The organism is Rubrivivax benzoatilyticus JA2 = ATCC BAA-35, from assembly GCF_000190375.1.
GTDB classification, from domain to species: Bacteria; Pseudomonadota; Gammaproteobacteria; order Burkholderiales; family Burkholderiaceae_C; genus Rubrivivax; species Rubrivivax benzoatilyticus.
The window spans coordinates 19,759-44,466 of record NZ_AEWG01000079.1 but is presented as its reverse complement, the minus strand read 5'-3'; the positions used below and the strand labels follow the sequence as shown (position 1 = coordinate 44,466).

At 70.3% G+C, this 24,708-nt stretch carries 28 protein-coding genes; 18 read left to right on the top strand and 10 right to left on the bottom strand.

The window, feature by feature from the left end; genetic code table 11:
• The first annotated feature begins 27 nt into the window (after positions 1–27).
• Positions 28–735 (top strand): riboflavin synthase, encoded by a 708-nt coding sequence (locus RBXJA2T_RS09925; RefSeq protein WP_009857226.1) that lies wholly within the window; start codon positions 28–30, stop codon positions 733–735.
• Positions 736–1,102: 367 nt separating this feature from the next.
• The gene (argG, locus tag RBXJA2T_RS09920; RefSeq protein ID WP_009857225.1) at positions 1,103–2,446 is read left to right on the top strand and encodes an argininosuccinate synthase; all 1,344 of its coding nucleotides are present in this window, start codon (positions 1,103–1,105) and stop codon (positions 2,444–2,446) included.
• A gap of 169 nt (positions 2,447–2,615) precedes the next feature.
• On the opposite strand, the gene RBXJA2T_RS09915 is transcribed toward argG, so the two are convergent.
• On the bottom strand, positions 2,616–3,065 hold the full coding sequence (locus RBXJA2T_RS09915) for an OmpA family protein (RefSeq protein WP_009857224.1): 450 nt from the start codon (positions 3,063–3,065) through the stop codon (positions 2,616–2,618).
• Positions 3,066–3,334: 269 nt separating this feature from the next.
• Here RBXJA2T_RS09915 and RBXJA2T_RS09910 point away from each other — a divergent pair, with 269 nt between their 5' ends.
• A complete protein-coding gene (locus tag RBXJA2T_RS09910; RefSeq protein WP_009857223.1) occupies positions 3,335–3,805 on the top strand; it encodes a hypothetical protein in 471 nt (156 codons plus the stop codon).
• 34 nt (positions 3,806–3,839) lie between these two features.
• Here RBXJA2T_RS09910 and serC read toward each other — a convergent pair whose 3' ends face one another.
• A complete protein-coding gene (serC, locus tag RBXJA2T_RS09905; protein WP_009857222.1) occupies positions 3,840–4,922 on the bottom strand; it encodes a 3-phosphoserine/phosphohydroxythreonine transaminase in 1,083 nt (360 codons plus the stop codon).
• A gap of 197 nt (positions 4,923–5,119) precedes the next feature.
• Between serC and RBXJA2T_RS09900 the strand changes: the two genes are divergently transcribed.
• Positions 5,120–5,563: a universal stress protein gene (locus RBXJA2T_RS09900; RefSeq protein WP_009857221.1), complete on the top strand. Its 444-nt coding sequence runs from the start codon at positions 5,120–5,122 to the stop codon at positions 5,561–5,563.
• Between the two features lie 35 nt (positions 5,564–5,598).
• Here the strand turns inward: RBXJA2T_RS09900 and RBXJA2T_RS09895 are convergent, their stop codons facing one another.
• Positions 5,599–6,672: an integron integrase gene (locus tag RBXJA2T_RS09895; RefSeq protein ID WP_237704877.1), complete on the bottom strand. Its 1,074-nt coding sequence runs from the start codon at positions 6,670–6,672 to the stop codon at positions 5,599–5,601.
• Between the two features lie 212 nt (positions 6,673–6,884).
• Between RBXJA2T_RS09895 and RBXJA2T_RS09890 the strand changes: the two genes are divergently transcribed.
• Both RBXJA2T_RS09890 and RBXJA2T_RS20135 read left to right on the top strand, forming a co-directional pair.
• Positions 6,885–7,319 carry a hypothetical protein gene (locus RBXJA2T_RS09890; RefSeq protein ID WP_009857219.1) on the top strand — a complete coding sequence of 145 codons (435 nt, stop codon included), beginning with the start codon at positions 6,885–6,887 and terminating at the stop codon, positions 7,317–7,319.
• Between the two features lie 164 nt (positions 7,320–7,483).
• Entirely contained in the window at positions 7,484–7,936 is a 453-nt protein-coding gene (locus RBXJA2T_RS20135; protein ID WP_138938833.1) for a hypothetical protein, read from the top strand.
• A gap of 412 nt (positions 7,937–8,348) precedes the next feature.
• Here RBXJA2T_RS20135 and RBXJA2T_RS09885 read toward each other — a convergent pair whose 3' ends face one another.
• Positions 8,349–9,365 (bottom strand): IS110 family RNA-guided transposase, encoded by a 1,017-nt coding sequence (locus tag RBXJA2T_RS09885; RefSeq protein WP_009857218.1) that lies wholly within the window; start codon positions 9,363–9,365, stop codon positions 8,349–8,351.
• A gap of 238 nt (positions 9,366–9,603) precedes the next feature.
• Here RBXJA2T_RS09885 and RBXJA2T_RS20125 point away from each other — a divergent pair, with 238 nt between their 5' ends.
• Both RBXJA2T_RS20125 and RBXJA2T_RS20120 read left to right on the top strand, forming a co-directional pair.
• Positions 9,604–10,176, top strand: coding sequence for a hypothetical protein (locus RBXJA2T_RS20125; protein ID WP_138938832.1), 573 nt, complete (start codon positions 9,604–9,606; stop codon positions 10,174–10,176).
• Entirely contained in the window at positions 10,169–10,702 is a 534-nt protein-coding gene (locus RBXJA2T_RS20120) for a hypothetical protein (RefSeq protein WP_138938831.1), read from the top strand. The genes RBXJA2T_RS20125 and RBXJA2T_RS20120 overlap by 8 nt, the downstream gene beginning before the upstream one ends.
• Before the next feature lie 82 nt (positions 10,703–10,784).
• Here the strand turns inward: RBXJA2T_RS20120 and RBXJA2T_RS20365 are convergent, their stop codons facing one another.
• On the bottom strand, positions 10,785–10,958 hold the full coding sequence (locus RBXJA2T_RS20365; protein ID WP_009857217.1) for a hypothetical protein: 174 nt from the start codon (positions 10,956–10,958) through the stop codon (positions 10,785–10,787).
• Between the two features lie 124 nt (positions 10,959–11,082).
• On the opposite strand from RBXJA2T_RS20365, the gene RBXJA2T_RS09880 reads away from it, so the two are divergent.
• From RBXJA2T_RS09880 to RBXJA2T_RS09850, 7 genes are all read left to right on the top strand, one after another.
• Positions 11,083–11,673, top strand: coding sequence for a lysophospholipid acyltransferase family protein (locus RBXJA2T_RS09880; protein WP_009857216.1), 591 nt, complete (start codon positions 11,083–11,085; stop codon positions 11,671–11,673).
• Between the two features lie 112 nt (positions 11,674–11,785).
• Positions 11,786–12,253: a hypothetical protein gene (locus tag RBXJA2T_RS09875; protein WP_009857215.1), complete on the top strand. Its 468-nt coding sequence runs from the start codon at positions 11,786–11,788 to the stop codon at positions 12,251–12,253.
• Between the two features lie 113 nt (positions 12,254–12,366).
• Positions 12,367–12,576: a hypothetical protein gene (locus tag RBXJA2T_RS09870; RefSeq protein ID WP_009857214.1), complete on the top strand. Its 210-nt coding sequence runs from the start codon at positions 12,367–12,369 to the stop codon at positions 12,574–12,576.
• 123 nt (positions 12,577–12,699) lie between these two features.
• On the top strand, positions 12,700–12,960 hold the full coding sequence (locus RBXJA2T_RS09865) for a hypothetical protein (RefSeq protein ID WP_138938830.1): 261 nt from the start codon (positions 12,700–12,702) through the stop codon (positions 12,958–12,960).
• A gap of 88 nt (positions 12,961–13,048) precedes the next feature.
• Entirely contained in the window at positions 13,049–13,828 is a 780-nt protein-coding gene (locus RBXJA2T_RS09860; protein WP_009857212.1) for an SAM-dependent methyltransferase, read from the top strand.
• A 63-nt stretch (positions 13,829–13,891) separates the two neighbouring features.
• Positions 13,892–14,878 carry a hypothetical protein gene (locus RBXJA2T_RS20360; protein ID WP_155983605.1) on the top strand — a complete coding sequence of 329 codons (987 nt, stop codon included), beginning with the start codon at positions 13,892–13,894 and terminating at the stop codon, positions 14,876–14,878.
• Positions 14,879–15,045: 167 nt separating this feature from the next.
• Positions 15,046–15,525, top strand: coding sequence for a DUF1648 domain-containing protein (locus RBXJA2T_RS09850; protein WP_050801754.1), 480 nt, complete (start codon positions 15,046–15,048; stop codon positions 15,523–15,525).
• 22 nt (positions 15,526–15,547) lie between these two features.
• Here the strand turns inward: RBXJA2T_RS09850 and RBXJA2T_RS09845 are convergent, their stop codons facing one another.
• The 4 genes from RBXJA2T_RS09845 to RBXJA2T_RS09830 form a co-directional block, all read right to left on the bottom strand.
• A complete protein-coding gene (locus tag RBXJA2T_RS09845) occupies positions 15,548–16,255 on the bottom strand; it encodes an EAL domain-containing protein (protein ID WP_009857209.1) in 708 nt (235 codons plus the stop codon).
• Positions 16,256–16,272: 17 nt separating this feature from the next.
• Entirely contained in the window at positions 16,273–16,728 is a 456-nt protein-coding gene (locus RBXJA2T_RS09840; RefSeq protein WP_037291058.1) for a BLUF domain-containing protein, read from the bottom strand.
• A 272-nt stretch (positions 16,729–17,000) separates the two neighbouring features.
• Complete coding sequence (gene gstA / locus RBXJA2T_RS09835) at positions 17,001–17,615, bottom strand: glutathione transferase GstA (protein WP_009857207.1); 615 nt, start codon at positions 17,613–17,615, stop codon at positions 17,001–17,003.
• Between the two features lie 106 nt (positions 17,616–17,721).
• Positions 17,722–18,813 carry an Acg family FMN-binding oxidoreductase gene (locus tag RBXJA2T_RS09830; protein ID WP_029719078.1) on the bottom strand — a complete coding sequence of 364 codons (1,092 nt, stop codon included), beginning with the start codon at positions 18,811–18,813 and terminating at the stop codon, positions 17,722–17,724.
• Between the two features lie 145 nt (positions 18,814–18,958).
• Here RBXJA2T_RS09830 and RBXJA2T_RS09825 point away from each other — a divergent pair, with 145 nt between their 5' ends.
• From RBXJA2T_RS09825 to RBXJA2T_RS09815, 3 genes are all read left to right on the top strand, one after another.
• Positions 18,959–19,672, top strand: coding sequence for a DUF6781 family protein (locus tag RBXJA2T_RS09825; protein WP_009857205.1), 714 nt, complete (start codon positions 18,959–18,961; stop codon positions 19,670–19,672).
• 56 nt (positions 19,673–19,728) lie between these two features.
• Entirely contained in the window at positions 19,729–21,168 is a 1,440-nt protein-coding gene (gene sbcB / locus RBXJA2T_RS09820) for an exodeoxyribonuclease I (RefSeq protein ID WP_029719077.1), read from the top strand.
• Between the two features lie 266 nt (positions 21,169–21,434).
• The gene (locus RBXJA2T_RS09815; RefSeq protein WP_009857203.1) at positions 21,435–22,163 is read left to right on the top strand and encodes a P-loop NTPase family protein; all 729 of its coding nucleotides are present in this window, start codon (positions 21,435–21,437) and stop codon (positions 22,161–22,163) included.
• Positions 22,164–22,179: 16 nt separating this feature from the next.
• On the opposite strand, the gene RBXJA2T_RS09810 is transcribed toward RBXJA2T_RS09815, so the two are convergent.
• Positions 22,180–24,516, bottom strand: coding sequence for a penicillin-binding protein 1A (locus RBXJA2T_RS09810; RefSeq protein WP_009857202.1), 2,337 nt, complete (start codon positions 24,514–24,516; stop codon positions 22,180–22,182).
• Positions 24,517–24,708: the final 192 nt, after the last annotated feature.

Here is a 24,708-nt window from a genome sequence, read left to right as displayed (position 1 = left end):
GCTTGCGGCCCCTGCCTCGCATCACCCATGTTCACCGGCATCGTCCAAGGCATCGCCACCGTCGCCGCGCTCGCCGACCGGCCCGGCCTTCGCAGCTTCACGCTGCGCTTTCCGCCCGGTTTCGCCGACGGCCTGGCGATCGGCGCCAGCGTCGCCGTCGACGGCGTCTGCCTGACCGTCACCGAGCTCGAAGGCAGCGACGCCGCACGCTTCGACGTCATGCAGCAGAGCCTGTCGCTGACGACGCTGGGCACGCTGGCCGAAGGCAGCCGCGTCAACGTCGAGCGTGCCGCCAGGGACGGCGCCGAGATCGGCGGCCACCCGCTGTCGGGCCACGTCGACTTCACCGCCACGGTGGCCGAGGTGCGCCGGCCCGAGAACAACCACGTGCTGCGCATCGCCGTGCCGGCGCCGTGGATGCGCTACGTCTTCCCCAAGGGCTACATCGCGATCAACGGCGCCAGCCTGACGGTGGCCGAGGCCGACCGCGAGGCCGGCTGGTTCGAGGTCTGGCTGATCCCCGAGACGCTGCGCCAGACGACCTTCGGCGACAAGGCGCCGGGGGCCGCGCTGAACGTCGAGATCGAGCGTGCGACCCAGGTCTTCGTCGACACCGTGCGCGCGACGCTGGAAGAGCGCCTGGGCCCGCTGCTGCCGGCGCTGGAGTCGCTGCTGCGCGAGCGCGGCCTGAACCCCGAGGCGCTGGCCGGCGGCGCGCCCAGGCTGCCCGGCTGAGGCTGGACACCCGAAGGCCGGGGTCAGGTCTCGAAAGACCTGACCCCTCCCGCCGTGCCGCGCCTAAGGCCGGGGTCAGGTCCTGTGGGACCTGACCCCTTCGTCCTTCTGAGACCGCCGCAGGGGTCAGGTCTCGAAAGACCTGACCCCTCCCGCCGTGCCTGACCCCTCCCGCCGTGCCGCGCCTAGGGTCGGGGTCAGGTCCTGTGGGACCTGACCCCTTCGTCCTTCGGTCTGCGGCCTTCGGTCGCGCTGCGCCCGCGTCGCCCGCGGCCACCGCCGCAAACCTTGCGACAATCACGGGTTCGCGCGCGCGACCGCCCGGCGTCGCCGCGTCACCGTCCGTCCCACCTTCCGAGCCCGCACCATGTCTGCCACGATCCTCCAAAACCTGCCCGTCGGCGAGCGCGTCGGCATCGCCTTCTCCGGTGGCCTGGACACCAGCGCCGCGGTGCACTGGATGCGCGCCAAGGGCGCCATCCCCTGCGCCTACACCGCCAACCTCGGCCAGCCCGACGAGAGCGACTACGACGCGATCCCGAAGAAGGCGCTGGAGTACGGTGCCGAGAAGGCGCGCCTGGTCGACTGCCGCGCGCTGCTGGTGTCCGAAGGCATCGCCGCGATCCAGTGCTCGGCCTTCCACATCAGCACCGGCGGCGCGACCTACTTCAACACCACGCCGCTGGGCCGTGCCGTCACCGGCACCGCGCTGGTCGTGGCGATGAAGGAGGACGACGTCAACATCTGGGGCGACGGCAGCACCTACAAGGGCAACGACATCGAGCGCTTCTACCGCTACGGCCTGCTCGCCAACCCGGCGCTGCGCATCTACAAGCCGTGGCTGGACCAGACCTTCATCGACGAGCTCGGCGGCCGCAAGGAGATGAGCGAGTACCTCGTCGCCAACGGCTTCGACTACAAGATGAGCGTCGAGAAGGCCTACAGCACCGACAGCAACATGCTGGGCGCGACGCACGAGGCCAAGGACCTGGAGTTCCTGAACAAGGGCCTGACGATCGTCAACCCGATCATGGGCGTGGCCTTCTGGCGCGAGGACGTCGAGGTCAAGTCCGAGACCGTCAGCGTGCGTTTCGAGGAAGGCGTGCCGGTGGCGATCAACGGCCGCACGTTCGCCAATGCCGTCGAACTGTTCGAGGAAGCCAACCGCATCGGCGGCCGCCACGGCCTGGGCATGTGCGACCAGATCGAGAACCGCATCATCGAGGCCAAGAGCCGCGGCATCTACGAAGCCCCGGGCATGGCGCTGCTGCACATCGCCTACGAGCGCCTCGTCACCGGCATCCACAACGAGGACACGATCGAGCAGTACCGCCTGAACGGCCGCAAGCTCGGCCGCCTGCTCTACCAGGGCCGCTGGTTCGACCCGCAGTGCCTGATGCTGCGCGAGACCGCGCAGCGCTGGGTGGCGCGCGCCATCACCGGCGAGGTCTGGATCGAGCTGCGCCGCGGCAACGACTGGTCGCTGCTGGACACGCAGAGCCCGAACCTGACCTACGCGCCCGAGCGCCTGTCGATGGAGAAGGTCGAGGACGCCGCGTTCACGCCGGCCGACCGCATCGGCCAGCTGACGATGCGCAACCTGGACATCTCCGACACGCGCGAGAAGCTCGGCGTCTACAGCCGCACCGGGCTGCTGGGCAGCACCAGCGGCGGCGCGATCCCGCTGCTGTCTTCGCCCGAAGGCGAGTGACCACGGCCCGCGCACGATGAACAAAGCCGCCCTCGGGCGGCTTTTTCTTTGCCGTGGCGAACGTCTCAGTCCTTCACGGCGTGAACGGACGATGCCGTCCGCTGCGCGCCCGGCGCGTCAGTCGTTCACGGCATGAACGGACGATGCCGTCCGCCACGCGCCCGGCGCGTCAGTCCTGCTGCGGCCGTCCGACGATTTGCACGTCCAGGCGGGGTTCGGCGAGTTTCTGGTCGATGCGGCTCTCGACGAAGATGTGTTTCGGGTCGATGCCGCGGTCGGCGAGGAACCGTTTGACGGCGTCCAGACGCGCCGGCGTCAGCGCACGTTCGTCGCGGTGGCTGCCGTCGATCTTCCACGGGCCGGTGGGCACCAGCAGCGCCACCTCGACCTGCAGCCCCAGCGCGTCGAGCACCAGCTCGGCCAGGCGCTGGCGGCCGTCGGCCGACAGCTTGTCGCCGTCGAACAGCCCGCGTGCCGGCAGCGACGCGGTCTGCGTCTTCACCTCGCTCTTCTGCGTGCTGGGCACGAGCGGCGGCACGGGCTCGTCGCCCGGCGCCGGCATCGCGGCACCGGCGGCCAGCAGGCACAGCAGGGCGAGGGACAGGCGGGGGGCTTGCATCGGCTCTTCTCTCGGATGGAACGTCTTCGCCCCATTCTGCACGCGCGGCGCGCGCTTGCGCAGCGTTGCAGGCGAAACGGCGGTACCGCCGCGTGGACGGGGCTGCCGTTCGCGCCGTCCCGGCTCGCCGCCCGGTCGACCGGCCGGCCGCAGCGCGCTGATCGCAACACCTTGTTGCAGCTGGGTGGAGTTTCTTGACCAGCGGCGACGGGGGCGTCACGACACGCCGGTGAAATGCGGCCGTTGCCGAATCTTCAGGAGAACCCGCGATGAAGAACTCGTCCCTCGTGAGCCTGGCGGCCGTGCTGGCGCTGGCCGGCCTGGCCGGCACCGCCCAGGCGCGTGAGCGCGCCGTGCAGCGCGACGTCGTGCGCGAACGCGGCCACGTGCAGACCCGTGTCACCGGGCCCGAGGGCCGCAGCTTCAGCCGCGACACCACGCGTGCCGGCGGCGACAAGTCCACCACGATCACCGGCCCCGACGGCAAGACCGTCAGCCGCGAGGTCGACCGCGACGGCAACGACAAGACCGTCACGCTGACCGGCGCCGACGGCAAGACCGCCACGCGCGACGTGACGCGCGAGGGCGGCGACAAGACCGGCACCGTCACCGGCCCGGACGGCCAGAGCGCCACGCGCGTGGTGGACCGCAGCGCCGACGGCCGCACGGTCACCGTGACCGGGCCCGACGGCCAGACCCACACCCGCACCGTGCCGCGCCGTCGCCTGCACCAGCCCTGACCGGGCGGGCGGCCAGCCGGCCGGCCGCGTGCGTTCAGCCGTGCGCGGCCTCGAATTCCTTCATGTAGGCCACCAGCGCCTGCACGCCCTCGATCGGCATCGCGTTGTAGATCGACGCGCGCATGCCGCCGACGATGCGGTGGCCCTTCAGCTGCACCAGCCCGCGTTCGTCGGCACCCTTCAGGAAGGCGGCGTCGAGCGCGCTGTCGTGCAGGCGGAACGGCACGTTCATCCACGAGCGGCAGTCGCGCGCGATCGGGCTCGAGTAGAACGAGGTCGAGTCCAGGAAGTCGTACAGCAGCGCGGCCTTGGCGCGGTTGTGCTCGGCCATCGCGGCCAGGCCGCCGCGCGCCTTGAGCCAGTTGAACACCAGGCCGGCGATGTAGATCGCGTAGGTGGGCGGGGTGTTGTACATCGAGCCGTGCTCGGCGACGACCTGGTAGTCGAAGGCCGTCGGCGTGCAGGGCAGGGCGCCGCCGAGCAGGTCCTCGCGCACGATGACGATCGTCAGCCCCGAGGGGCCGATGTTCTTCTGCGCGCCGGCGTAGATCAGGCCGTAGCGCGAGACGTCGATCGGGCGCGACAGGATGTCGCTGGACATGTCGCCGACCAGCGGCACGTCGCCGACCTCGGGCGTCCAGTGGTACTGCACGCCGCCGATGGTCTCGTTGGTGCAGATGTGCACGTAAGCGGCGTTCGGGTCGAGCTTCCAGCTGTCGCGCGGCGGGATCGACACCGAGCCGCCGTCGGCGTTGCTGGCGACGACGTTGACCTGGCCGTAGCGGCGCGCCTCGGCGATCGAGCGCCGGCTCCATTCACCGGTGTCGACGTAGTCGGCGCCGGCGCGGCCGCGCAGCAGGTTCATCGGCACGATCGCGTTCTCGGCGATCGCGCCGCCCTGCATGAACAGGATCTTGTAGTTGGCGGGCACCGCGAGCAGCTCGCGCAGCAGCGTCTCGGCTTCCTCGGCGATGGCCGTGAAGTGCTTGCCGCGGTGGCTCATCTCCATGACCGACATGCCGCTGCCGTGCCAGTCCAGCATTTCCTCCGCGGCCTGGCGCAGCACCGGTTCGGGCAAGGCGGCGGGGCCGGCGCTGAAGTTGTGGACGCGGCGCATCGGAAGCATCTCCTGGGCAGTGGCTCGAAGCGCCGATTATCCCGGGCGCGACGCGTGCCAGTTCTGATCCGGTCGGGGCCGGCCCGGGGCGCGGCCCCGGTGGTTGTCCTGCGTCTTGAGGTTGGTCAATATCCCGGGGGCGCACGCACCTAGACTGGGTTGCAAGCCCCGCCCCCGGGGCGCCAAGAGGAAGCGAGATGTTCCAGCACCTGCTCGTGCCGGTCGACGGCACCGAACTCTCCGAGAAGGCCGCGCAGACCGCGATCGACCTGGCTGCCAAGCTGGGCGCGTCGCTGACGGCCTTCGTCGCCGAGCCGATGCCGCCGCTGCCCAACATGGGCAGCAGCCCGTCGGTCTACAAGCGCGACGCCGACGCGCACATGGCGCGCACCGAGCAGCACGCGCGCCAGGTGCTGGCGCGCATCGGCGAGCGGGCGCGGGACCAGGGCGTGCAGTACCAGGGCAAGTTCCTGCGCACCGACGCCATCGACGAGGCCATCGTCGACGCGGCCAAGGAGTTCGGCTGCGACCTGATCGTGATGGCCACGCACGGGCGCGGCGTCTTCGGCGAGCTGCTGTTCGGCTCGCACACCAAGAACGTGATGACGCGCTGCAAGCTGCCGGTGCTGGTGCTGCACTGAGCGCCGCCTGACGGCCCGCGGCGCCGGGCGGGCGATCAGCGCGCCGGCGCCAGCCGGTCGAGCGGGCTCTGCACCGCGAAGCCGCCCAGCCGCAGCACGTGGGTGTAGATCATCGTCGTCGCGACATCCGCGTGGCCCAGCAGCTCCTGCACGGTGCGGATGTCGCTGCCCGACTGCAGCAGGTGCGTGGCGAAGCTGTGGCGCAGCGTGTGCGGCGTGGCCGGCTTGGCGACGCCGGCGGCCTGCAGCGCGCGGGCGAACGCACGCTGGAAGCTGCCCGGCACCAGGTGATGGCGGCGCACGACGCCGCTGCGCGGGTCCGCCGAATGGCGGCCCTGCGGGAAGACCCAGAACCAGGCCCAGCTCGCGCCGGCGCGCGGGTATTTGCGCTCCAGCGCGTCGGGCAGCTGCACGCCGGCGCGGCCTGCTGCCGCGTCCTCGGCCCAGACCGCGTGCACGGCGCGCAACTGATCGCGCAGCGGCGCCTCCAGCGCGGCCGGCAACATCACGACGCGGTCCTTGCCGCCCTTGCCGGCGCGCACGAGGATCGCGCGCTGGGCGAAGTCGACGTCCTTCACGCGCAGCTGCAGCGCTTCGGTGATGCGCAGGCCGGTGCCGTACAGCAGCTCGCCGAGCAGGCGGCAGGTGCCGTCCAGCCGGGCCAGCACGGCGGCCACCTCGGCGGGTGACAGCACCACCGGCAGCCGGCGCTTGGGCACCGGGCGGCCGATCTCGTCCATCCACGGCAGCGACTGGCCGAGCACCTTGCCGTAGAGGAACAGCAGCGCCGACAGCGCCTGGCGGTGGCTGGACACCGACAGCCCACGCTCGGCGGCCAGGTGGCAGAGAAAGGCCGCGACCTCCGGCCCGGCCATCGTCGCCGGGTGGCGCAGGCCGTGGAAGCGGATGAAGGCCTTGGTCCAGTGCACATAGGCCTGCTCGGTGCGCAGGCTGTAGTGGCAGCTGCGCAGGGCGTCGCGGAGCTGGTCGAGCAGGCGGCGAGGGGCCGGGGCCCGGGTTGCGGGGGCCGTGGCGGCTGCGTTGGCCGCCGGCGGATCAGCGGCCGGGGTGGTGGCTGCGGGTGCAGTACAAGCGGTGGACGACACCATGGCGGCCTCCCTTGGCAAGCCGGCGGACGCCGCCCAGAATGAGCTGTAACCGACGCCGCTTTTGTCGTCACTTTTACGCCGCTGTCAGGGTCGGTCAACAGGGAGAAAAGTGTGATCCGACAAGCACTTGAGGCGCCCCGGCTGGGGGCTGTTACGCAGGCGTTGGGTGTGATAAACGGCGTTGGTACGCCGCATACAACACGTTAGGCCTCATGAACAACGAATTCCTCCGCCGCTTCGTCCTTTGGCTCATCTCTGGCTTCGGCCTCACACTCGGCGTGCTGCTGGCCATGTTGGTGTCGGAGTTCGTCAAGCCATCGCTTCGCCCAGGTCCAGACTACGTCGCGAAGAACGAAGGTGAACTCAAGGTAACGCGAGTCGAACCTTTGGGCATCACAACTGTCGCCGGGGCACTGGTCACAATCTCTAACGTGGGGACGCGTGGCTCGCTTCGGCCCTCCGACGTCGAGCTCGTCTTCAAGCACGACGGAAAAGTGCTCTTCTGGTGTGCTCAGTATGTTTCGCGAGAGGTCGCTCAAGGAGCGCAGATCGTTGAGCAAATGCTTTGCGACAAAGTCGAACGTACTCTGCTTCCACAGGGGACGGAGTACGTGGTCAACATCAACAGATTCGAACACTGGAAGTGAGTCCACATGCTGGCATGTTCCCACATGAGGCCTAACCCCTCGCTCGAGCTGACTCCCTCCGGCGTAGCACTTGGCCCGCTTCCCGGAGTGGCTCATCATCCGTTCAGCGGGCCAAGGGCTACACCTGCGCTCGCAGCTCAGCTCAAACGTTAGCCCTCAGAGCCATGCCCAACGCACTGCGCCTTTGGTTCGAGCCTGATACCGATGGTACCGGTGAGCTATTTGCCGAAGTTCACTCGGGAGGCTTTGCCGGCGTCAGCTCAGCCTGGTTCGATGCGGGGCAACTAGTTGCCTTTGCTCGCAGGCTTGGCAGCTCTTTCCCCTTGCCCTCCACTGAGCCCTTGTCCATTGAGGGTGGCTTCTGGAGTAAATCTGGCTCGGTCATTGAGCAACTCCACGTCGGCCTCAAGTTCTATCCAATCGGCTCTACGGGAAAGGTTGGCTGTCGAGTATCGTTGGCCACACACATTCATGCAAACCAAGATAGGCCTGAGAGTCAGTCGCTAGTTGCGGTAGAGCTAAATACCAAGTACGAGCAGCTTCGCAACTTCTCTCGTGCACTTGAATTGCTCGTGACAGGTCACATTGATGAAGTCCACTTGCAGGTTGAGGGCTAACCTCTCCGTCAAGGGGACGTCCCGCAAGCGGGCCGCCCCTTACGTCGAACTACAAGGGCATCCCCGCCTGTCAAGCAAAACGAGGCCTTGATGAATCGATCATCGATTCATCAAGGCACTTCGACGGTGTTCTGCCATTGCGCCGCCTGACGGCAAAAGAACCAAGGTGCGGACTGCGCAACTACAACCGGCCTTTGATGCAGCGTTCGATGCTGCGGGCCCTGATGAAAGACGCGCGCGGGGGCTCCATTCGTTAGCCGCGGTCGCCATCACTGGCGCCGCCTGGAGTTAAACGAGCACTCCCCGCGCAGGTCCAACCTTGATCCATCAACGCAGGTGTCACGCGGTGGCAAAGACGGATTCGAGGTCGCCTTTCTTCGAAGAAGTTGGCAAGGGGTCGCGCGCCGGGCGCTCAGGCCATGGGCTTGAACTCTTCGCCCTTGGCGAGCATCGCCCAGGCCATGCGCACGTTCTTGGCGGCGATGGCGACCACGGCCTTCCAGTAGCCGCGGCGCTCGGCCAGTGCGGTGGCCCAGCGGCTCAGCCGGTCGTGCTTGTTGGCCGCGGCGGCCAGCACGGCGCGCGCTCCCATGATGAACAGCGTGCGCAGATAGGCGTCGCCGGCCTTGGTGATGCGCCCGAGCCGGTTCTTGCCGCCCGAGCTGTACTGGCCGGGCGCCAGGCCCATCCAGGCGGCGAGCTGGCGGCCGTTGGCGAAGTCGTGGCCGTAGCCGATGCTCGCCAGCAGCGCGCTGGCGGTGGTCGGGCCGATGCCGGGCATGGCCATGAGCGCGCGGGCGCGGTCGTCGGCCTGGGCCATCAGCCGGATGTGCTCGTCGTACGCGGCCACGCGCTCGTCCAGGCGCTGCAGTTCGGCCAGGAGGTCGCGGCACACGGTCTGCACCCAGCCGGGCACGGTGTCGAGCTGCTCCCCAGCGCGGCTGCGTACCGTGGCGGCCTTGAGCGGCAGCACGGTGCCGAACTCGCTGAGCACGCCGCGCAGGCGGTTGATGACGGCCGTGCGCGCGCTCACCCAGCCTTGGCGCGCGGTATGCACGGCCAGGCGCGACTGCGCCTGCGTCGACTTGACCGGCACGAAGCGCATCGCCGGACGCTGCAGCGCTTCGCAGATTGCTACCGCGTCGGCCGCGTCGTTCTTGCCGCGGCGCCCGCTCATGCGGTAGGGCACGACGAACTTGGGTGCCATCAGCCGCACCGTGTGGCCGAACTCCTGGAAGCGGCGCGCCCAGTGGTGCGCGCCCGAGCAGGCTTCCATGCCGATGGTGCAGGGCGGCAGCTTGGCGATCGCTTCGAGCAACTGGTCGCGACGCACGACCGGGCGCACCAGCGCAGGTTTGCCGCGCTCGTCGACACCGTGCAGGGCAAACACGTTCTTGGCCAGATCGATGCCGAGAAACAGAATCGTCACGGACATCTCCTTGCGTCAGCCGGGTGGAGGATGAGATTTCGCAATCCCATCGTCGTGCCGGGCGGCCGTCTGTGCTTGAGGGATAACCTCGGGCGGGTGGGACGCTATGGGGATGTCCCTTTCATTCGTAAGCCCCACAAGAGGAAACCACCACACACCTACTGCCGGGACTTCCGGGGACCGCGCTCTCTCAGCGCGGGGTCAGGCGCGGCAATGGGCTCAGCTATGATCTTTCGACATGGCAGCAGTCAACCTTCGGCGCGGGAGCCAAGATATGTCCAAGAAATTTGCAGACTTCATAAAGACTCAGCAAGTATCGAAAGCTGATGATTCCATCGACTGGAAGAAGCAACGCGATGAATGGCTGAAGTATCTTGACGACTTCTATGCACTTGTTGAAAGTTCACTGAAGCCATACGTTGAGAAGCGGCAGATCTCGATTAGCTTTGAGTCGAAGCAAATTTTTGAAGAAGAGATCGGCTCATACGAAGTGAAATCTGCGCGTATCAAGATTGGGCACTCAGAGGCAAAACTAGATCCAATCGGCACGCTCCTTGTAGGAGCAAAGGGGCGCGTAGATCTTGTCGGTCCACGTGGAACGGCGCGATTCGTTCTAGTGGATGCCGACTCGACTGGACCGAGGATTACCGTTCGAAGTTCTGTGGTGGGCCAAGACCTGCCTCCGGAACCGCCACGAAAGAAGGTTGAAAGGTGGGCTTGGAGAAGGACCACGCTGCCTCCTCGAATTACTTATCTGCCACTCACCGACGAGTCATTTCAAGACTCCCTGCTTGAGGTGATGAATGGGTGAGCGTGTGGCGTTTTCTGGTGAGCAACTTGGCATTGCACAGATTGCCGAGCACTACAATGTCATTGAGAAAGCCCTCAGAAGTCACTACCTCACTTCTCCCGCGTCCAACCCGAACTTCTTCGGGTACACGTATCACGAGCTCCGTGAAGAGCTTACTGCGCGCCTTGAAGAAGAGGGGCGGATGATGGCAATGTCCGTACTTGCTGCGATTGAGGCGGCTTTTCGAGTTGACTACTTGCAACGTGTCTACGAAAGAAAGAAGGATCCGCTTTCCAGAGAGTTTCGGCGCATTTACAAGAAGAAGGGCCCTCGCGCGGGTCTGGAAGAGGAAATTCTAGAAGGCTGGAAGAACGAAACTCAGATCCCGCCTCGCCTGATCTCAGATCTCCGAAGCGCCTTTCGCTTTCGACATTGGCTTGCGCACGGTCGCTACTGGAATCCAAAACTTGGTCGCAAGTTCGATTACTTCGGCGTTCAAACCCTGGCGCAACAGGCCGCAGGTGTCGTACCTGCGCTAGCCCAATAGGTCCGCTCGGAGGCGCATTACCGTCGCGGCAAGTGGGGTCTCTCAAGAAACTCCTCCCAAGTGATTGATCCAGGCGGAGTTTCTAGGCGGTGGCTGAGTCAGGCGTGACCGGAACGAGTGCCATGCCGAGCCGCTGCGCCTTGCGCAGCAGTTTGTGCAGCACACGCTGGCGGTATCGCTCCTCGTAGTAGGCCTGACCTTGATCGGTCGCGACACTGCAGGATCCGTCGGCAATGAACTTCAAATCGTTCAGCACCCCGCCGGGGCCTGAACCTCGACGGGTTTCGCCGCGGCAAGCCGGTTCAAGCCCCCGTCTCCCACGCGATGCAACAGATCCATGCCCGGGCGCCGCGCGTGCTGGACAATGCCGGCCTCAGCCCATGCACCACACCCTCTTCGACACCCCGGGTGTCAACCATCTGCTCCGCGGCCTCTCCCGTCTGATCCTGCGTCTGCAGGGCTGGACGGTCGAGGGCGCTCTTCCCAAGGAAGCGAGCAAGTGCGTCCTCATCGCGGCGCCGCACACCAGCAACTGGGATCTGCCGTACACGCTCATGGTGGCGTTCTGCCTGCGCCTGCGCATCTACTGGCTGGGCAAGGCGAGCCTGTTTCGCTGGCCCTTCGGGCCGGTGATGCGCTGGCTGGGCGGCGTGCCGGTCGATCGCAGCAAGAGCAATAACCTCGTCGCCTCGGCCGCGGCGTCGATCGTCGCGGCACAGGGCCCTCTGCAACTCGTCGTGCCGCCCGAAGGCACACGAGGCAAGACCCGTCACTGGAAGACCGGCTTCTACTACATCGCGCTCGAAGCGAAGGTCCCGATCGTCCTGGCCTACATGGACTACGCGCGCAAGGTCAGCGGCTTGGGGCCGGTGTTCGAGCCGACGGGCGACGTCGAGAAGGACATGCAGGAGATCAAGCGTTTCTACGCCGGGGTCCGGGGCCGCAATCAGGACCAGTTCGCGCCGGACTGACGCCATGGCCACCAACAGGCCCGCAGGGCTCCCCGATTTCGGCTTGTTTCGCGGTGACGCGCCTCGGGCTGCCACCTCGTCAGGTTCCCGGGTTCACACGCCAGCTCACGCAATGCGTCTGTCGCTGTCTCTTGCCGCCGCCGCGCTTCTGGCCTCCTGCGCTTGGGGGCCGGTGCTGGAGCCTTACGCGGTCGGCGCCGCCGAGCGCATGCCCGTCGCCGAATCTGCCACCGTGTGGGGCGTCCGCCAGGGCGCCAGGCTGCACTTCACCCACGTCGACGGCGCCTCGCTGCCGTCCCGTGGCGGCGGCGGGTACCCGGTCTCGCTGGTGCTGGCGCCGGGCCAGCACACGCTTCGCGCCTACTTCGTCACGCCGGACCACCGGTCCACCGAGCAGTCGCTCACGGCCGTCTTGGAGGCGGGGCACACCTATGTGGTCGAGTACCTCCTCATACCCGGAACCCCTGCAGTTCTCATGAAGCTCGTCGACCAGGGCAAGAACCAGCAGTGCAGCTACAGACGCACGGACGAACTGCGTGGCACCGCCGTGTTGCACTGCACGGCCCGCGCGGCCTCCTGAGCCCAGCCTGCATGGAGGTCCGGCCGGGTCATCACGCCATCGCTCCGACGAGGCGTCTTCCGGCCGGGGCCGGTTTCCGTCGGATCTCGGTGTAGCCGCCTCTCGAGCAGGCGATGACCTCCTCCGTGGCGCTCAAGCTGATGCTGGCACTGGCGATCGTGCCGGCCGTCTGCCTGCTGATGGAGCTGGTGAAAGGACGCTGGCCTGACGCCGGTCCGGCGCGCCGATGGCTCGAACGGCAGGGCTGCCTGCGGATCGCGACCTGCGCGGTCCTGGTGGTCCTGGTGGTGGGGGGCCTCGGCTTGACGGTCGCCTATTCGTGAACTGTCCGGCTGCGGTCAACCCGGCCGGCCTCGGCCAGGACGTAGCATCACCGACGATCGGTCGGCCCCGCGTCGGGCCGGATGTGCAACGGCGCCGCCGCGGCGCTCTCCAGGAGACAGACCTTGAGACGACGTGCCCCCTTGTCGCGAGATCAGCGCATCGTCTGGTACGTGGCCTCGCTGGTGTTCGGCCTGTGCGTGGCCTGGGTCGCGGCCCAGTCGGGCGCTTTCGCCGATGGGGCGCCGACGCTGGTCCCGGCGGCGATCTTCGCGGTGTCGTGGCTGGCGGGGGTGCTGGTCATTCGGGTCTACGTCATGTCGCTCGGCGAACCCCCGACGCTGCGCGATCTCGTGCGTCTGCCCGCCTGGCTGCGCCGCAGGTAGGCAGCCGGTGCGCGGCTCCGTCCGCAGCCACCGGCCCGCGCCGCCGTCAGCCCGACGTCCGCCTCGCTTTGTCCACCCGCCCCGCACCATGCCCGCCACCGAGCTCGACATCCCGCGCATCTTCAACGTCATGGAGAGCGCGCACCGCATCCACAACCCGTTCACGCCCGACAAGTTCGCCACCCTCGGCGTCGCGCTGCGCCTGGCGCCCGGCATGCGGGTGCTCGACCTCGGCTGCGGCTCGGGCGAGATGCTGTGCACCTGGGCGCGCGACCACGGCATCGGCGGCATCGGCGTCGACATGAGCCGGCTGTTCAGTGCCCAGGCCGTGCACCGCGCCGCGGAGCTGGGGGTCGCCGAGCGCGTGCGCTTCGTGCATGCCGACGCCGCCGGCTACGTCGCCGACGAGCCGGTCGACGTCGCCGCCTGTGTCGGCGCGACCTGGATCGCCGGCGGTGTTGCCGGCACCGTCGAGCTGCTGCTGCGCAGCCTGCGCCCGGGCGGCATCGTGCTCGTCGGCGAGCCGTACTGGCGACGGCTGCCGCCGACCGAGGACGTGGCCCGGGGCTGCCTGGCGCACGCGATCTCCGACTACCTGCCGCTGCCCGAGCTGCTGGCGTCCTTCGGCCGGCAGGGCTGCGACGTCGTCGAGATGGTGCTCGCCGACCAGGACGGCTGGGACCGCTACGAAGCCGCCAAGTGGCTCACGATGCGCCGCTGGCTCGAGGCCAACCCCGGCGACGAACTGGCGCCCGAGGTGCGCGCCCGGCTGTCCACCGAGCCGGTGTGCCACGCCACCTACACCCGCGAGTACATGGGCTGGGGAGTGTTCGCGCTGATGCCGCGGCAGGGTGCGGTGCCGGCCTGAGCCGGGACGCCGGTCAACTATCCTGCTGCCGTCCGTCTGCCGATGCGTCTGCCGATGCCCGCCATGTTCCCGAGATCCCTTGCCGCGCTCGCGCTGTCCTCGTTCGTCGCCGGCTGCGCCGGCGCGGCCGGGCTGCAGCCCTTCGAGTTTTCGCCCGAGGCCGAGCCGGCGGCGTCTGCCGCCGCCCGGCCCGTCTGCGCCCTGGCCGGGCTGCAGCTGCCGGAGAACGTCGCCGTCTTCGCAGCCGGGGCCTACAGCGGCCGCAAGCTGGCGTTCCAGATCGACCAGAGCGGCCACGAGGGCACGCAGATCGACGTCGCGGTCAACAGCCCCGCGCGGCCGGTGGTGCTGATGCTGGGGGCCTACGAGCCGACGATCTGGAACATCGGCTGGTCGCCCGGCACGCGCATCCTCGCGGTGCTCGTCAGCGGCTATCACCGCCAGGCGGTCGCCGGGCTGCAGGCGCAGGTGCCGCAGCTCAACAGCTCCTACGACAACCGCGGCCCCTGCGGCTACTTCTACATCGGCTCCGACAACCTGGCGGCGCTGAACCCGATGGCGCGGCGCGTGTTCGGCCGGCCGGTCGACATGGTGTTCCCGGCGGAGAACGGGCGTGTGGTGGTCGGCGACGCGCTGCGTGCCGGCACGCGCCTGCTCACCTCGCCGGAGGTGGCGCCGGCCTCGTTCCGCGACCCCGGCGCGCCGCTGGCCGGCCCGGCGGGCCTGGAGGACGCGGTTCGCCGCGGCGTGCTGCGCCGGGCCACCGCCGCGGACGCCGACGCCTGGGCCGACGCGGTGATGCGCAGCAGCCCGCCGCGCGACCTTCCGCCGGTGGCCGGCCAGGGCGTGCCGCGGCCGCCGCGGCCGTCGCTGCACAACGCCTACGTCGTGCTCAAGCCGTTCACGCTGCCCGCCGGGCTGTTCGGCGCCCACGCCGCCACCTTGCTGGTGCCCGTCGGCGTGCCGCGCCCGGAGGGCAACGCCGGCCACTCGACGATCTACGACTTCAACACGCTCCAGTGCCGGGGCACGGCCTGCAGCGGGCGCTGAACGGCCGCGACGTCACCTCGACTCCGGATGCGCCGGCGGCGCCGTATGACCGCCGCGTGCCCCCCGCGTGATAGAACGCCTGCACCCGCCCGGCGTGCCCGCCTCTGTCGCCAGTGCCCGCCGACTCCGCGCCATCGCGCTGTCCCCGCCTTGCCGTCGACGCCGCCATGCCCGGACTCCTCGTTCTCGCCGGTTCCGCCCTCGGGGTGGCCTTCGTGCTGGCGCTCGGCGCCGGGCTGCCGGACGTGGTGGCCTCGCACTTCGACGCCTCGGGCCGGCCCGACGGCCACCTGCCGCGGCCGGTGTTCGTCACGCTGATGGCCACGCTGGTCGGCGGCGTGCCGCTGCTGACCTGGTGGATGCAGCTGCGCGGCCTGGGGGCGGCCCGGGTGGCGCTGCCGAGTCCCGACGTCATGCCGGCGCAGGCCGCGCGCGCCGCGACGCGGCGCTGGCTGCAGCAGCACGCCGCGGTGTTCAGCCTCGTGACGACGGCCTTCCTGGCCGGCCTGTACGGCCTGGTCGTCCAGGCCAACCACGACCCCGAGCGCACGCTGGCGGGCAGCGCGCTGTGGTCGGCGCTGGCCGCCTACATGGTCTTTCTCGGGCTGTGGACGCTGCGCCTGCACCGGCGCTTCAGCCGCCGCTGAGCGGCAGCGCCGGCCGCGCGGCTCAGCCTTCGGGCAGCGTCGGCTGCGGCAGCGTCTCGAAACCCGGCCGCGCGAACAGATAACCCTGGAACAGGCGCACGCCGCGGGCGCGCAGCCAGCGGTAGTCGGCGGCCGACTCGACGCCTTCGGCGACGACGTCGATGCCCAGCAGCTCGCAGGTCAGCAGCAGGCCGCGCAGGATGGCCTGGCGCGGGCCGTGGGCGTCGACGCCGTGGATCAGGTGGCGGTCGACCTTGATCATGTCGGGCTGGAAGTCGGCCAGCAGGTTGAGCCCCGACTGGCCGGCGCCGAAGTCGTCGATGGCCAGCAGCAGGCCGTCGCTCTTGTGGCGGTTGACCAGCGCGGCGAACGCGGCGCGGTCGGCGATGGCGTCGCTCTCGGTGATCTCGAAGACCAGGCGTTCAGGCGGCAGGCCGGCGTCGCGTGCGGCGCGCAGCGTGGCGTCGATCGCGTCGCCGTCGGCCAGCAGGCCGTGCGGCAGCAGGTTGAGGTTCAGCAGGCAGGGCAGGCCGAGCTGCGCGGCCAGTGCCAGCGCATGGGCGCGGCTGAGGCGATCGAACGCGGCGAGCTGCGCTTCGGGCACCCGCCCCAGCACCTCGGCCGCCGGCTCGCCGCCCGGGCCGCGCACCAGCGCCTCGTAGGACACGACGCGGCGCTCGACCGCGTCGATGATGGGCTGGAACGCGTAGCTGAACGGTGGCGTCGCCATCGCCTCGGGCACGGCGCTCAGGCGGCCAGCGGGGCGAAGTCCGACAGGCGCTGGCGCCAGCGCCCGGCGCCGAACGCCTCCAGCAGCTTGCGCGCGCGGCCGACGTCCAGCCGCGCGAGGCAGCCGCCGTGGCCGAAGAAGTCGTTGAAGCCGGGCAGTGCCGACAGGTCGTCGCAGACGCCGGGGAAGCCCATCGACCAGTCGGCGAACCGGCGGCGCGCGATCGGCTCCTCGATGATGCGTGTGACCTGCTCGTGGCGCGGGTCGGCGGCGATGCGCGCGAACAGCGCGCTCACCGCCTCGGCCGGGCCCTCGATGACCTGGAAGAAGCTGCCGTCGGCGTAGAGCAGCATGCCGGTGATGCCGGCCTGCTCGTTGTGGGCGCGAGAGTTCTCGAGCAGGCCGCGCAATGCCGCGCCGTCGAAAGGTTGGCAGGCGGCGCTGGCGTAGATGCAGTGCGTCAAATGGGTCATCGGCTCGTCTCCGGTCGGCGCGGAGGGCCGCGCCTGCGGCGCCCGGACGCTGGCGGCCCCGTTGCGGGCCGCCGCGGCCGACAGCTCGACGCCGTCCCCGCTCGCCACTCGATGCGAACAGGTTGCGGCCATTGTTCCCGCGGTCTTGCCTTCTGTCATGCGGTGGAGCACCGGATTTCGGGTCCACTTCGTTTGCCTTGACATTGCACAAGCCGGGGCGTGGGCCGGCGCCGCCGGGCCGGATGCGCGCCGCGACGAGGCCGGTCGCGGCTTCAGCCGCCCTTGATCAGGCCTTCGGCGCGCATCGCCTGCTGCACCGCCGGGCGCGCGCCGACACGCTCGATGAAGCGCGCCAGATGGGTGAAGCGCGACAGGTCGACGCCGACCAGGCGCGCCCAGCCGCTGACGACGAAGAGGTAGGCGTCGGCGACGCTGAAGTCCTCGCCGAGCAGGTGGGGCTTGTCCGCCAGCGCCGCGTCGACGTGGGCGAAACGGTCGCCGAGCTTGCTGCGGAACAGCGCCTTGGCTTCTTCGGGCATGCCCGGCGTGAACAGCGGCGAGAAGCCCTTGTGCAGCTCGGTCGAGATGAAGTTCAGCCACTCGACGAGGCGGTAGCGCGCCATCGTGCCGGCCGGCGGCGCGAGCTTCTTCTCGGGCACCTGGTCGGCGATCCACTGCACGATGGCCGGGCCTTCGCTGAGGCGCTCGCCGCTGTCGAGCTCGAGCAGCGGCACGTAGCCCTTGGGGTTGATCGTGTAGAAGTCGGTGCCGTCAGCCAGGCGGTGGGTCTTGGTGCTGGCCATCACCGCCTGGAAGGGCAGGCCGGACTCGAGCAGCACGATGTGCGGCGACAGCGAACACGCGCCGGGGCTGTAATAGAGCTTCATGGGGTCTCCGTCTGAAGGGGATGCCGATGCTGCCGCGGCGCGCGGCGGCATCGTGACGGCGCGATTGAATGCCGGATTCGAAAACGCTGCACGCGCCGGGGCCGTGTCAGGCCAGGACGGCGGCCGGCGGCCGGCGCAGCGAGTCCGGCAGGCGCTCGCCGCGGCCGATGCGCACCACCAGGTCCGGCCGCAGCGTGCCCAGCCCGAAGGCCGCGGCGAAGGGCGCGCGCAGCGCGGCCACCTCCACCGGAGGGTTCAGCAGCGAGAGCTGCAGCCCGGCGGCGGTGGCCTCCAGTGCCAGGCGCTGGAACGCGCGGCCGACGCCGACCCAGCCCGCCGGCCCCGCCGCGGCGTCGGAGGCGAGGATCAGCACGCCGGCGCTGCTGCGCAGCTGTTCGGCGGCGAGGTCGGTCTCGGCTCTGGCACCGAGGAAACGGCGCACCAGCCGCCGCGCCAGCCAGGGCGGCAGGCTGGGGCGGCCGCTGCAGCCGACGAACAGCCCGTCGCCGCTGGCCGCGGCTTCGTCGGCGTCGAACCGCAGCCACTGCACCAGCTCGTCGACGAAGGCGGCGTCGGAGAACTGCGCGCGGTGGCCGGCGGCCACGGCGTCGAGCAGGCGTTCGAGGCCCGCGGTGTCGCTGACCAGGTGCGTGTTCACGCCGTTGCCGGCCGCGGCGTCCTCCAGCTGGCGCCAGGTGGCGGCGGGCAGCGGATGGCCGTCGAACGGGCCGCGGGTGGTCTGGCGCTGCGGGATGGCGGCATAACGCGTGGCGAGCTGCGGCCGTGTCGGCGCCAGCGCCACCTCGATCCGCCCGTCGCGGCCGACCTGCGGCTCGGCCTGCAGCCCGTGCGCGAGCGCGGCCAGCACCAGGTTCTCGGTGGCGCAGCCCAGCGAGACGAAGAGGTGGTGGTCGTCGGGGTCGACGGCGGGGCAGCGCCGCGTGAAGTCGGGCTCGATGCGGATCGAGTCGCGGCCGAGCACGAAGCGCCAGCACTGCGTGTTGTGGCTGGACGGGGCCAGCGTCGCCGCGTGCACCAGCGCGCGCAGGCGCTCGTGGCCGTCGACGCTGCCGGGCAGTGCCAGGCGGCGCTGCAGCAGCGCCGTGGCCTGCTGCACGTCGCCGTCGTCGCAGCCGGCGAGCGGGGCGCCGCCGGCCAGCAGCGCGCCGTAGGTCATCACGCGTCGACGAGTCGGCATCGCACCCTCCCGCAGCGGTTTCGTCGGTGACCTTAGGCCGCGCCCCCGGCCGGGCGCTTGAGCCGCGTCAGCGCCCGCGTGTCGCCCCGTCTTGCCGCTGCCGTTGGCCGGTGCCAGCATCGGCGCTCCACCACAGGAGCAGACGATGGCCAAGCCGATGTTCGACGCCGAAGCGCTGATCGCGATGTTCGAGACCGCCACCGCCCAGCAGGGCGAACAGCTGCGCCAGGCGGTGACGCAGACCGCGTTGACCGCGCTGCAGGGCCGCGAGCTGACGCTGAAGAATCTGCGTGCGACGGTCAAGGCCGTCGGCGACGCTGCCAGCCTCGGCGTGGCGCGCAACACGGGGGCCGGCGTCGACCCGACGGCGCTGCTCGACAGCGCCGTCGCCGGGCTCGACGCCGCGGTGCTGAAGGCCGTGGAAGCCAACCGCGTCGCGCTGCAGCGCCTGGTGCAGCAGGGCGCCGACCTGCGCGAGAAGCATCTGCAGAAGGCGCTCGACGACCTCGACAAGATGGAGGACACGCTGTTCGCGGCGTTGAAGAAGAGCGCCGCCGGCACCGGCGGCGGTGTCGCCGCGGCCTGGGGGCCGGTGCTCGAACGGCTGCAGGCCGGCGGCACGCTGTCGGGCGTGCAGGCCTCGCTGACTGCCGAGCAGGTGGCCGAGCAGATGCAGGCCGCGATGCGCAGCACGCGCCACGCCTCGGTGCGCGCCGCGCAGGCGCTGGCCGACAGCTACACGGCGATGGTCAGCGGCGTGCTGATCGGCCTGGCCGAGGCGCTGCAGGCGGCGCCGGCCACCCCGCCGGCGGCCGAGGCGCCGGCACGCAAGACCGCGGCGCGCAAGCGCACGGCCTGAGCGGCCGCCGGGGCGCCGTGGGCGCCCCGGCGCAGGCGATGCGCTATCGTGCCGCGATGGCTGAGACCACCTTCTTCTGGCACGACTACGAGACCTTCGGCCGCGTGCCGCGGCGCGACCGGCCGGCGCAGTTCGCCGGCATCCGCACCGACGCCGAACTCAACGAGATCGGCGCGCCGGCGATGTGGTTCTGCCAGCCGCCGACCGACACGCTGCCCGACCCCGAGAGCTGCCTGCTGACCGGCATCCTGCCGCAGCAGGCGCTGGCCGAAGGCGTCGCCGAGCGCGAGTTCGCCGCGCGCATCGAGGCCGCGCTGGCCGCGCCCGGCACGATCGGCGTCGGCTACAACAGCATCCGCTTCGACGACGAGGTCACGCGCTTCCTCTTCTGGCGCAACCTGATCGACCCCTACGCGCGCGAATGGCAGAACGGCTGCGGCCGCTGGGACCTGCTGGACGTCGTGCGCTGCTGCTGGGCGCTGCGCCCCGAGGGCATCGAGTGGCCCAAGCACGAGGACGGCCGGCCCTCGTTCAAGCTCGAGCACCTGACGGCGGCCAACGGCCTGGCGCACGAGGCGGCGCACGATGCGCTGTCCGACGTGCGCGCGACGATCGCGCTGGCGCGGCTGATCCGCCAGCGCCAGCCGCGGCTCTGGGACTTCTGCCTGAAGCTGCGCCACAAGGACGCGGTGCGCACCGAGATCGGCGTCGGCCGGCCGTTCCTGCACCTGTCGGGCATGTACGGCGTCGAGAACGGCTGCATGGCCGTCGTCTGGCCGCTGGCGCCGCACCCGACGAACCGCAACGAGCTGATCGTCTGGGACCTGGCGCAGGACCCGGCCGAACTGGCGTCGCTGGACGCCGAGACCGTGCGCCGGCGGATGTACACCAAGACCGAGGAACTGGCCGCCGCCGGCGAGACCCGGCTGCCGATCAAGACCGTCCACCTGAACAAGTCGCCGGTCGTCATCGGCAACCTGAAGACGCTGGGCCCGGCGCGCGAGCGCTGGGGCCTGGACCTGGAGCGCGCGCTGGTGCACGCCGAGCGTGCTGCCGCGCTGGGCCGCACGCTGGAGCCGCTGTGGGCCCAGGTCTTCGTGAAACCGGCGGCTGGCGGGCCGGTGGACGTCGACGAAGACCTGTACGGCGGCTTCCTCGGCGACGAGGACCGGCGCCAGCTGCAGCGCCTGCGCGGGCTGGACGGCGCGGCGCTGGCCTCGCGCCGCCCGGCTTTCGACGACCCGCGGCTGGACGAGCTGCTGTTCCGCTACCGCGCGCGCAACTTCGCCGACACGCTGGACGCCGACGAGCGCGAGCGCTGGGCGGCGCACCGCCACGCGCGCCTGATAGCCGGCGCCGGCGGCGTGCTGACGCTGCAGGCCTATGCCGAGCGCATCGACGAGCTGGCCGAGGCCGCCGCCGAGCGCGACGACGAGCGCGCGCAGTCGATCCTGGAGGCGCTGTACGACTGGGCGGAGCAGGTGGCGCCGGACTGAGGCTGCGACGGCGAGGATCGGCGAAGTCCGGAAGTCTGGGGTCAGAAGTCTGGGGTCAGGTCTCACAAGACCTGACCCCTCCTGACCCCTCCCGCCCAAGACCTGACCCCGCCGTCAGCCGCGGAAGCCTGGGGTCAGGTCTCGCAAGACCTGACCCCGCCAGCCGCAAGTCTGGGGTCAGGTCTCACAAGACCTGACCCCGCCACCCGCCGCCGTTTCACCCCGAAACATCGTGCCGCGGCAGGCCCGGCGGCACAATCGGTGGCATGGAAGACGTGCCCACCCTGCAGACCCAACAGGTCTCGAAGATCCACCTCATCGGCGGCGAGAAGGGCGGCGTCGGCAAGTCGATGGTCTCGCGGCTGCTGGCGCAGTACTTCATCGACCACGAACTGCCGTTCGTCGGCTTCGACACCGACCGCTCGCACGGCGCGCTGCTGCGCTTCTATGCCGAGTTCGCGTCGCCGGCGCTGATCGACCGCTACGAGGCGCTGGACCGCATCGTCGAGACTGCCGTCGAGCAGCCCGGCCGGCGTGTGCTCGTCGACCTGGCGGCGCAGACCCAGGAGCCGCTGGTGCGCTGGATGGACGAATCCGGCGTGCTCGACATGGCCGACCTGTCGGGCATCGCGCTCCACGCCTGGCACGTGATGGACAGCGGCCGCGACTCGGTCGACCTGCTGGCGCGGCTGCTGGAGCGTTTCGGCCAGCGTGTGCAGTACGTGATCGTCAAGAACGAGCTGCGCGGCGACGACTTCGGCCAGCTCGAACGTTCAGGTCAGCTCGAACGTGCGCTGGGCCTGGGCGCCAAGGTGATCTCGCTGCGCCGGCTGCACGACGCCGTGGTGCAGAAGATCGACGCCCGCAACGCCAGCTTCTGGGCGGCGAAGAACGTCTCGACGATCGACGGCCCGGGCCTGGGCATGATGGAGCGCCAGCGCCTGAAGCTCTGGATGGCGCACGCCTACGGGCAGCTCGACAGCGTCGAGCCCTGAGCCCTGACCCCGGCGCTCAGCGCGCCGCCGCCGAGCCCGGCACGGAGGCCGCGGCCGCGGCCGGCGGCGCTGCCGACGCGGCGGCCGATGCCGCCGGTGCCGCCGGTTCGGCTTCGGCGGCGTCGAGCAGGCGCTCCACCGGCGCGTGTTCGGCCCATTCGGCATAACGCCAGTCCTGTGCGCCGTGCACCACGCCTTCGGGCGGCTCGGGCGTCGCCACCGGCACGCCGCGCAGCATGACCTGCATCGCGTCGATCCACATCGGCAGCGCCAGGCCGCCGCCGGACTCGCCGCTGCCCAGGCTGCGCGGTTCGTCGTAGCCCATCCAGGCGACCGCGACGACACCCGGCTGGAAGCCGGCGAACCAGGCGTCGACGGCGTCGTTGGTGGTGCCGGTCTTGCCGTAGAGGTCCGGGCGCTTGAGACTGGCCTGGGCGCGTGCCGCAGTGCCCGCGCGCGTCACGTCGCTCAGCAGGCTGTTGACGAGGAAGACGTTGCGGGCCGGCACGGCGCGCGAGTCCTCGTCCAGCGCGGGCGGCGGCGGCGCCTGCCAGATCGTCTTGCCGTCGGCGTCGGTGATGCGTTCGATGACGGTGGGGGTCACGCGCCAGCCGCCGTTGGCGAACACCGCGTAGGCCGACGCGAGCTGCATCGGCGTCGTGCTGCCGGCGCCCAGCGCCAGCGTCAGGTTGTCGGGCTGGCGCTTGGGGTCGAAGCCGAAGCGGGCGGTCCACTGCAGCGCCTCGGCGATGCCCAGCTGGCGCACGACGCGGATGCTGACCATGTTCTTCGACCGCGTCAGCGCCTCGCGCAGCGTGATCGGGCCGTCGTAGCGGCCGTCGGAGTTCTTCGGGTCCCAGCCGCCGGGGTTGCCGTTGGCGTCGCTGCCCGACCAGGGCGCGTCGTCGACGACGGTGTCGGGCATCAGCCCGGCCTCGAAGGCCGCCGAGTACAGGAAGGGCTTGAACGACGAACCCGGCTGGCGCCAGGCCTGCGTCACGTGGTTGAACTGCTGGGTGCCGAAGTCGAAGCCGCCGACCAGCGCGCGCACGCGGCCGGTCTTCGGGTCGAGCGCGACGAAAGCGCCTTCGGCGCGCGGCCACTGGGCGATGCTCCAGTCGGTGCGTTCGCCGCGCGTGCGCCCGGCCAGCCGGATCACCGAGCCGCGCGTGATCGCCAGCGCCTCCTTGGCCTTGGGCTGCAGCCCCGGGGCCGCGGCGCGCAGGCCGGCGCCGGTGACGCGCACCGTCTCGCCGCTGGCCAGCACCGCGACCACTTCCTTCGGGCTGGCTTCGGTGACGACGGCCACGCGCAGGTCCTCGTCGTCGTTGTGGTCGCGCAGCGCCTGGGCGGCGGCACGTTCGAGGTCGCCGCCGGCCGGCAGGTCCTCGTGGCCTTCGGGGCCGCGCCAGGGCTGGCGCGTCTCGTGGGCCAGCACCGCGCGGCGCAGCGCCTTGTACGCCGCCTCCTGGTCGGCGGCGTGCAGCGAGGTGTAGACGCGGATGCCCTGGGTGTAGGCCTTGTCGCCGATGCGCTCGACGACCGCCTGGCGCGCCATCTCGGCGACGTGCGCGGCGTGCACCTCGACCTCGCCGGGCTTGCGCACGGCCAGCGGTTCGTCCAGCGCCTGGCGGTAGGCCTTCTCGTCGATGACGCCGGTGTCCAGCATGCGCTGCAGCACGATGGCCTGACGGCGCTTGGCGCGTTCGAGGTTGGTGATCGGGTTGGCGTAACCCGGGTTCTGCGGCAGGCCGGCGAGCATCGCCGCCTCGGCGACGTCGAGCTGGTCGAGCGTCTTGCCGAAGTAGACCTGGGCCGCGGCGCCGAAGCCGTAGGCGCGCTGGCCGAGGTAGATCTGGTTCAGGTAGAGCTCGAGGATCTGGTCCTTGGACAGGCGCCGCTCGATCTCCAGCGCCAGCAGCGCCTCCTTGATCTTGCGTTCGGGCGTGCGCCGGGTCGACAGGAAGAAGGTGCGCGCGACCTGCTGCGTGATCGTGCTCGCGCCCTGTGGCATGCCGCTGGTGAGGTTGGCCCACAGCGCACGCAGCAGCGCGCGGCCGCTGATGCCGCCGTGTTCGCGGAAGCGCCAGTCCTCGACGGCCAGCACCGCGTCCTGCATCAGCTTCGGTGCCTTCTCGATCGGCACGAAGACGCGGCGCTCGGTGCCGAACTGCGCGATCTCGACGCCGTCGGCGGTGAACACCTGCAGGTGCTGGCGCGGGCGGTAGTCCAGCACCTCGTCCAGCGACGGCAGCCGCGTCGAGTACCAGACGACGGCGATGACGAACACCAGGACCAGCGCGCCGACGACGGCGCCCGCGCCGAGCGCGATCTTCTTCACCAGCGGCGACATCAAGGCCTCGGAACGGAGACGCGGGCGGGCAGGGCGGGGCCGGTGGCAGCAGGCGGACGGATCACGGCACGGGGAGCGCCGCGGTGGCAGGCCACGCGACGGCGCGTTGGGGCGAAAGGCGCGAGGGTAGCAAACCGCACGATGCCGTGGGGTCACGATGCCGTGGGGTCAGGTCTTGCCTTTTGCATCCCG

Bases quoted from the DNA above. Each gene is read 5' to 3' on its own strand.
- RBXJA2T_RS09925 (WP_009857226.1), top strand. From the start codon at position 28: ATGTTCACCGGCATCGTCCAAGGCATCGCCACCGTCGCCGCGCTCGCC.
- argG (WP_009857225.1), top strand. From the start codon at position 1,103: ATGTCTGCCACGATCCTCCAAAACCTGCCCGTCGGCGAGCGCGTCGGC.
- RBXJA2T_RS09915 (WP_009857224.1), bottom strand. From the start codon at position 3,065: ATGCAAGCCCCCCGCCTGTCCCTCGCCCTGCTGTGCCTGCTGGCCGCC.
- RBXJA2T_RS09910 (WP_009857223.1), top strand. From the start codon at position 3,335: ATGAAGAACTCGTCCCTCGTGAGCCTGGCGGCCGTGCTGGCGCTGGCC.
- serC (WP_009857222.1), bottom strand. From the start codon at position 4,922: ATGCGCCGCGTCCACAACTTCAGCGCCGGCCCCGCCGCCTTGCCCGAA.
- RBXJA2T_RS09900 (WP_009857221.1), top strand. From the start codon at position 5,120: ATGTTCCAGCACCTGCTCGTGCCGGTCGACGGCACCGAACTCTCCGAG.
- RBXJA2T_RS09895 (WP_237704877.1), bottom strand. From the start codon at position 6,672: ATGGTGTCGTCCACCGCTTGTACTGCACCCGCAGCCACCACCCCGGCC.
- RBXJA2T_RS09890 (WP_009857219.1), top strand. From the start codon at position 6,885: ATGAACAACGAATTCCTCCGCCGCTTCGTCCTTTGGCTCATCTCTGGC.
- RBXJA2T_RS20135 (WP_138938833.1), top strand. From the start codon at position 7,484: ATGCCCAACGCACTGCGCCTTTGGTTCGAGCCTGATACCGATGGTACC.
- RBXJA2T_RS20125 (WP_138938832.1), top strand. From the start codon at position 9,604: ATGGCAGCAGTCAACCTTCGGCGCGGGAGCCAAGATATGTCCAAGAAA.
- RBXJA2T_RS20120 (WP_138938831.1), top strand. From the start codon at position 10,169: ATGGGTGAGCGTGTGGCGTTTTCTGGTGAGCAACTTGGCATTGCACAG.
- RBXJA2T_RS09880 (WP_009857216.1), top strand. From the start codon at position 11,083: ATGCACCACACCCTCTTCGACACCCCGGGTGTCAACCATCTGCTCCGC.
- RBXJA2T_RS09875 (WP_009857215.1), top strand. From the start codon at position 11,786: ATGCGTCTGTCGCTGTCTCTTGCCGCCGCCGCGCTTCTGGCCTCCTGC.
- RBXJA2T_RS09870 (WP_009857214.1), top strand. From the start codon at position 12,367: ATGACCTCCTCCGTGGCGCTCAAGCTGATGCTGGCACTGGCGATCGTG.
- RBXJA2T_RS09860 (WP_009857212.1), top strand. From the start codon at position 13,049: ATGCCCGCCACCGAGCTCGACATCCCGCGCATCTTCAACGTCATGGAG.
- RBXJA2T_RS20360 (WP_155983605.1), top strand. From the start codon at position 13,892: ATGTTCCCGAGATCCCTTGCCGCGCTCGCGCTGTCCTCGTTCGTCGCC.
- RBXJA2T_RS09850 (WP_050801754.1), top strand. From the start codon at position 15,046: ATGCCCGGACTCCTCGTTCTCGCCGGTTCCGCCCTCGGGGTGGCCTTC.
- RBXJA2T_RS09845 (WP_009857209.1), bottom strand. From the start codon at position 16,255: ATGGCGACGCCACCGTTCAGCTACGCGTTCCAGCCCATCATCGACGCG.
- RBXJA2T_RS09840 (WP_037291058.1), bottom strand. From the start codon at position 16,728: ATGACCCATTTGACGCACTGCATCTACGCCAGCGCCGCCTGCCAACCT.
- gstA (WP_009857207.1), bottom strand. From the start codon at position 17,615: ATGAAGCTCTATTACAGCCCCGGCGCGTGTTCGCTGTCGCCGCACATC.
- RBXJA2T_RS09830 (WP_029719078.1), bottom strand. From the start codon at position 18,813: ATGCCGACTCGTCGACGCGTGATGACCTACGGCGCGCTGCTGGCCGGC.
- RBXJA2T_RS09825 (WP_009857205.1), top strand. From the start codon at position 18,959: ATGGCCAAGCCGATGTTCGACGCCGAAGCGCTGATCGCGATGTTCGAG.
- sbcB (WP_029719077.1), top strand. From the start codon at position 19,729: ATGGCTGAGACCACCTTCTTCTGGCACGACTACGAGACCTTCGGCCGC.
- RBXJA2T_RS09815 (WP_009857203.1), top strand. From the start codon at position 21,435: ATGGAAGACGTGCCCACCCTGCAGACCCAACAGGTCTCGAAGATCCAC.
- RBXJA2T_RS09810 (WP_009857202.1), bottom strand. From the start codon at position 24,516: ATGTCGCCGCTGGTGAAGAAGATCGCGCTCGGCGCGGGCGCCGTCGTC.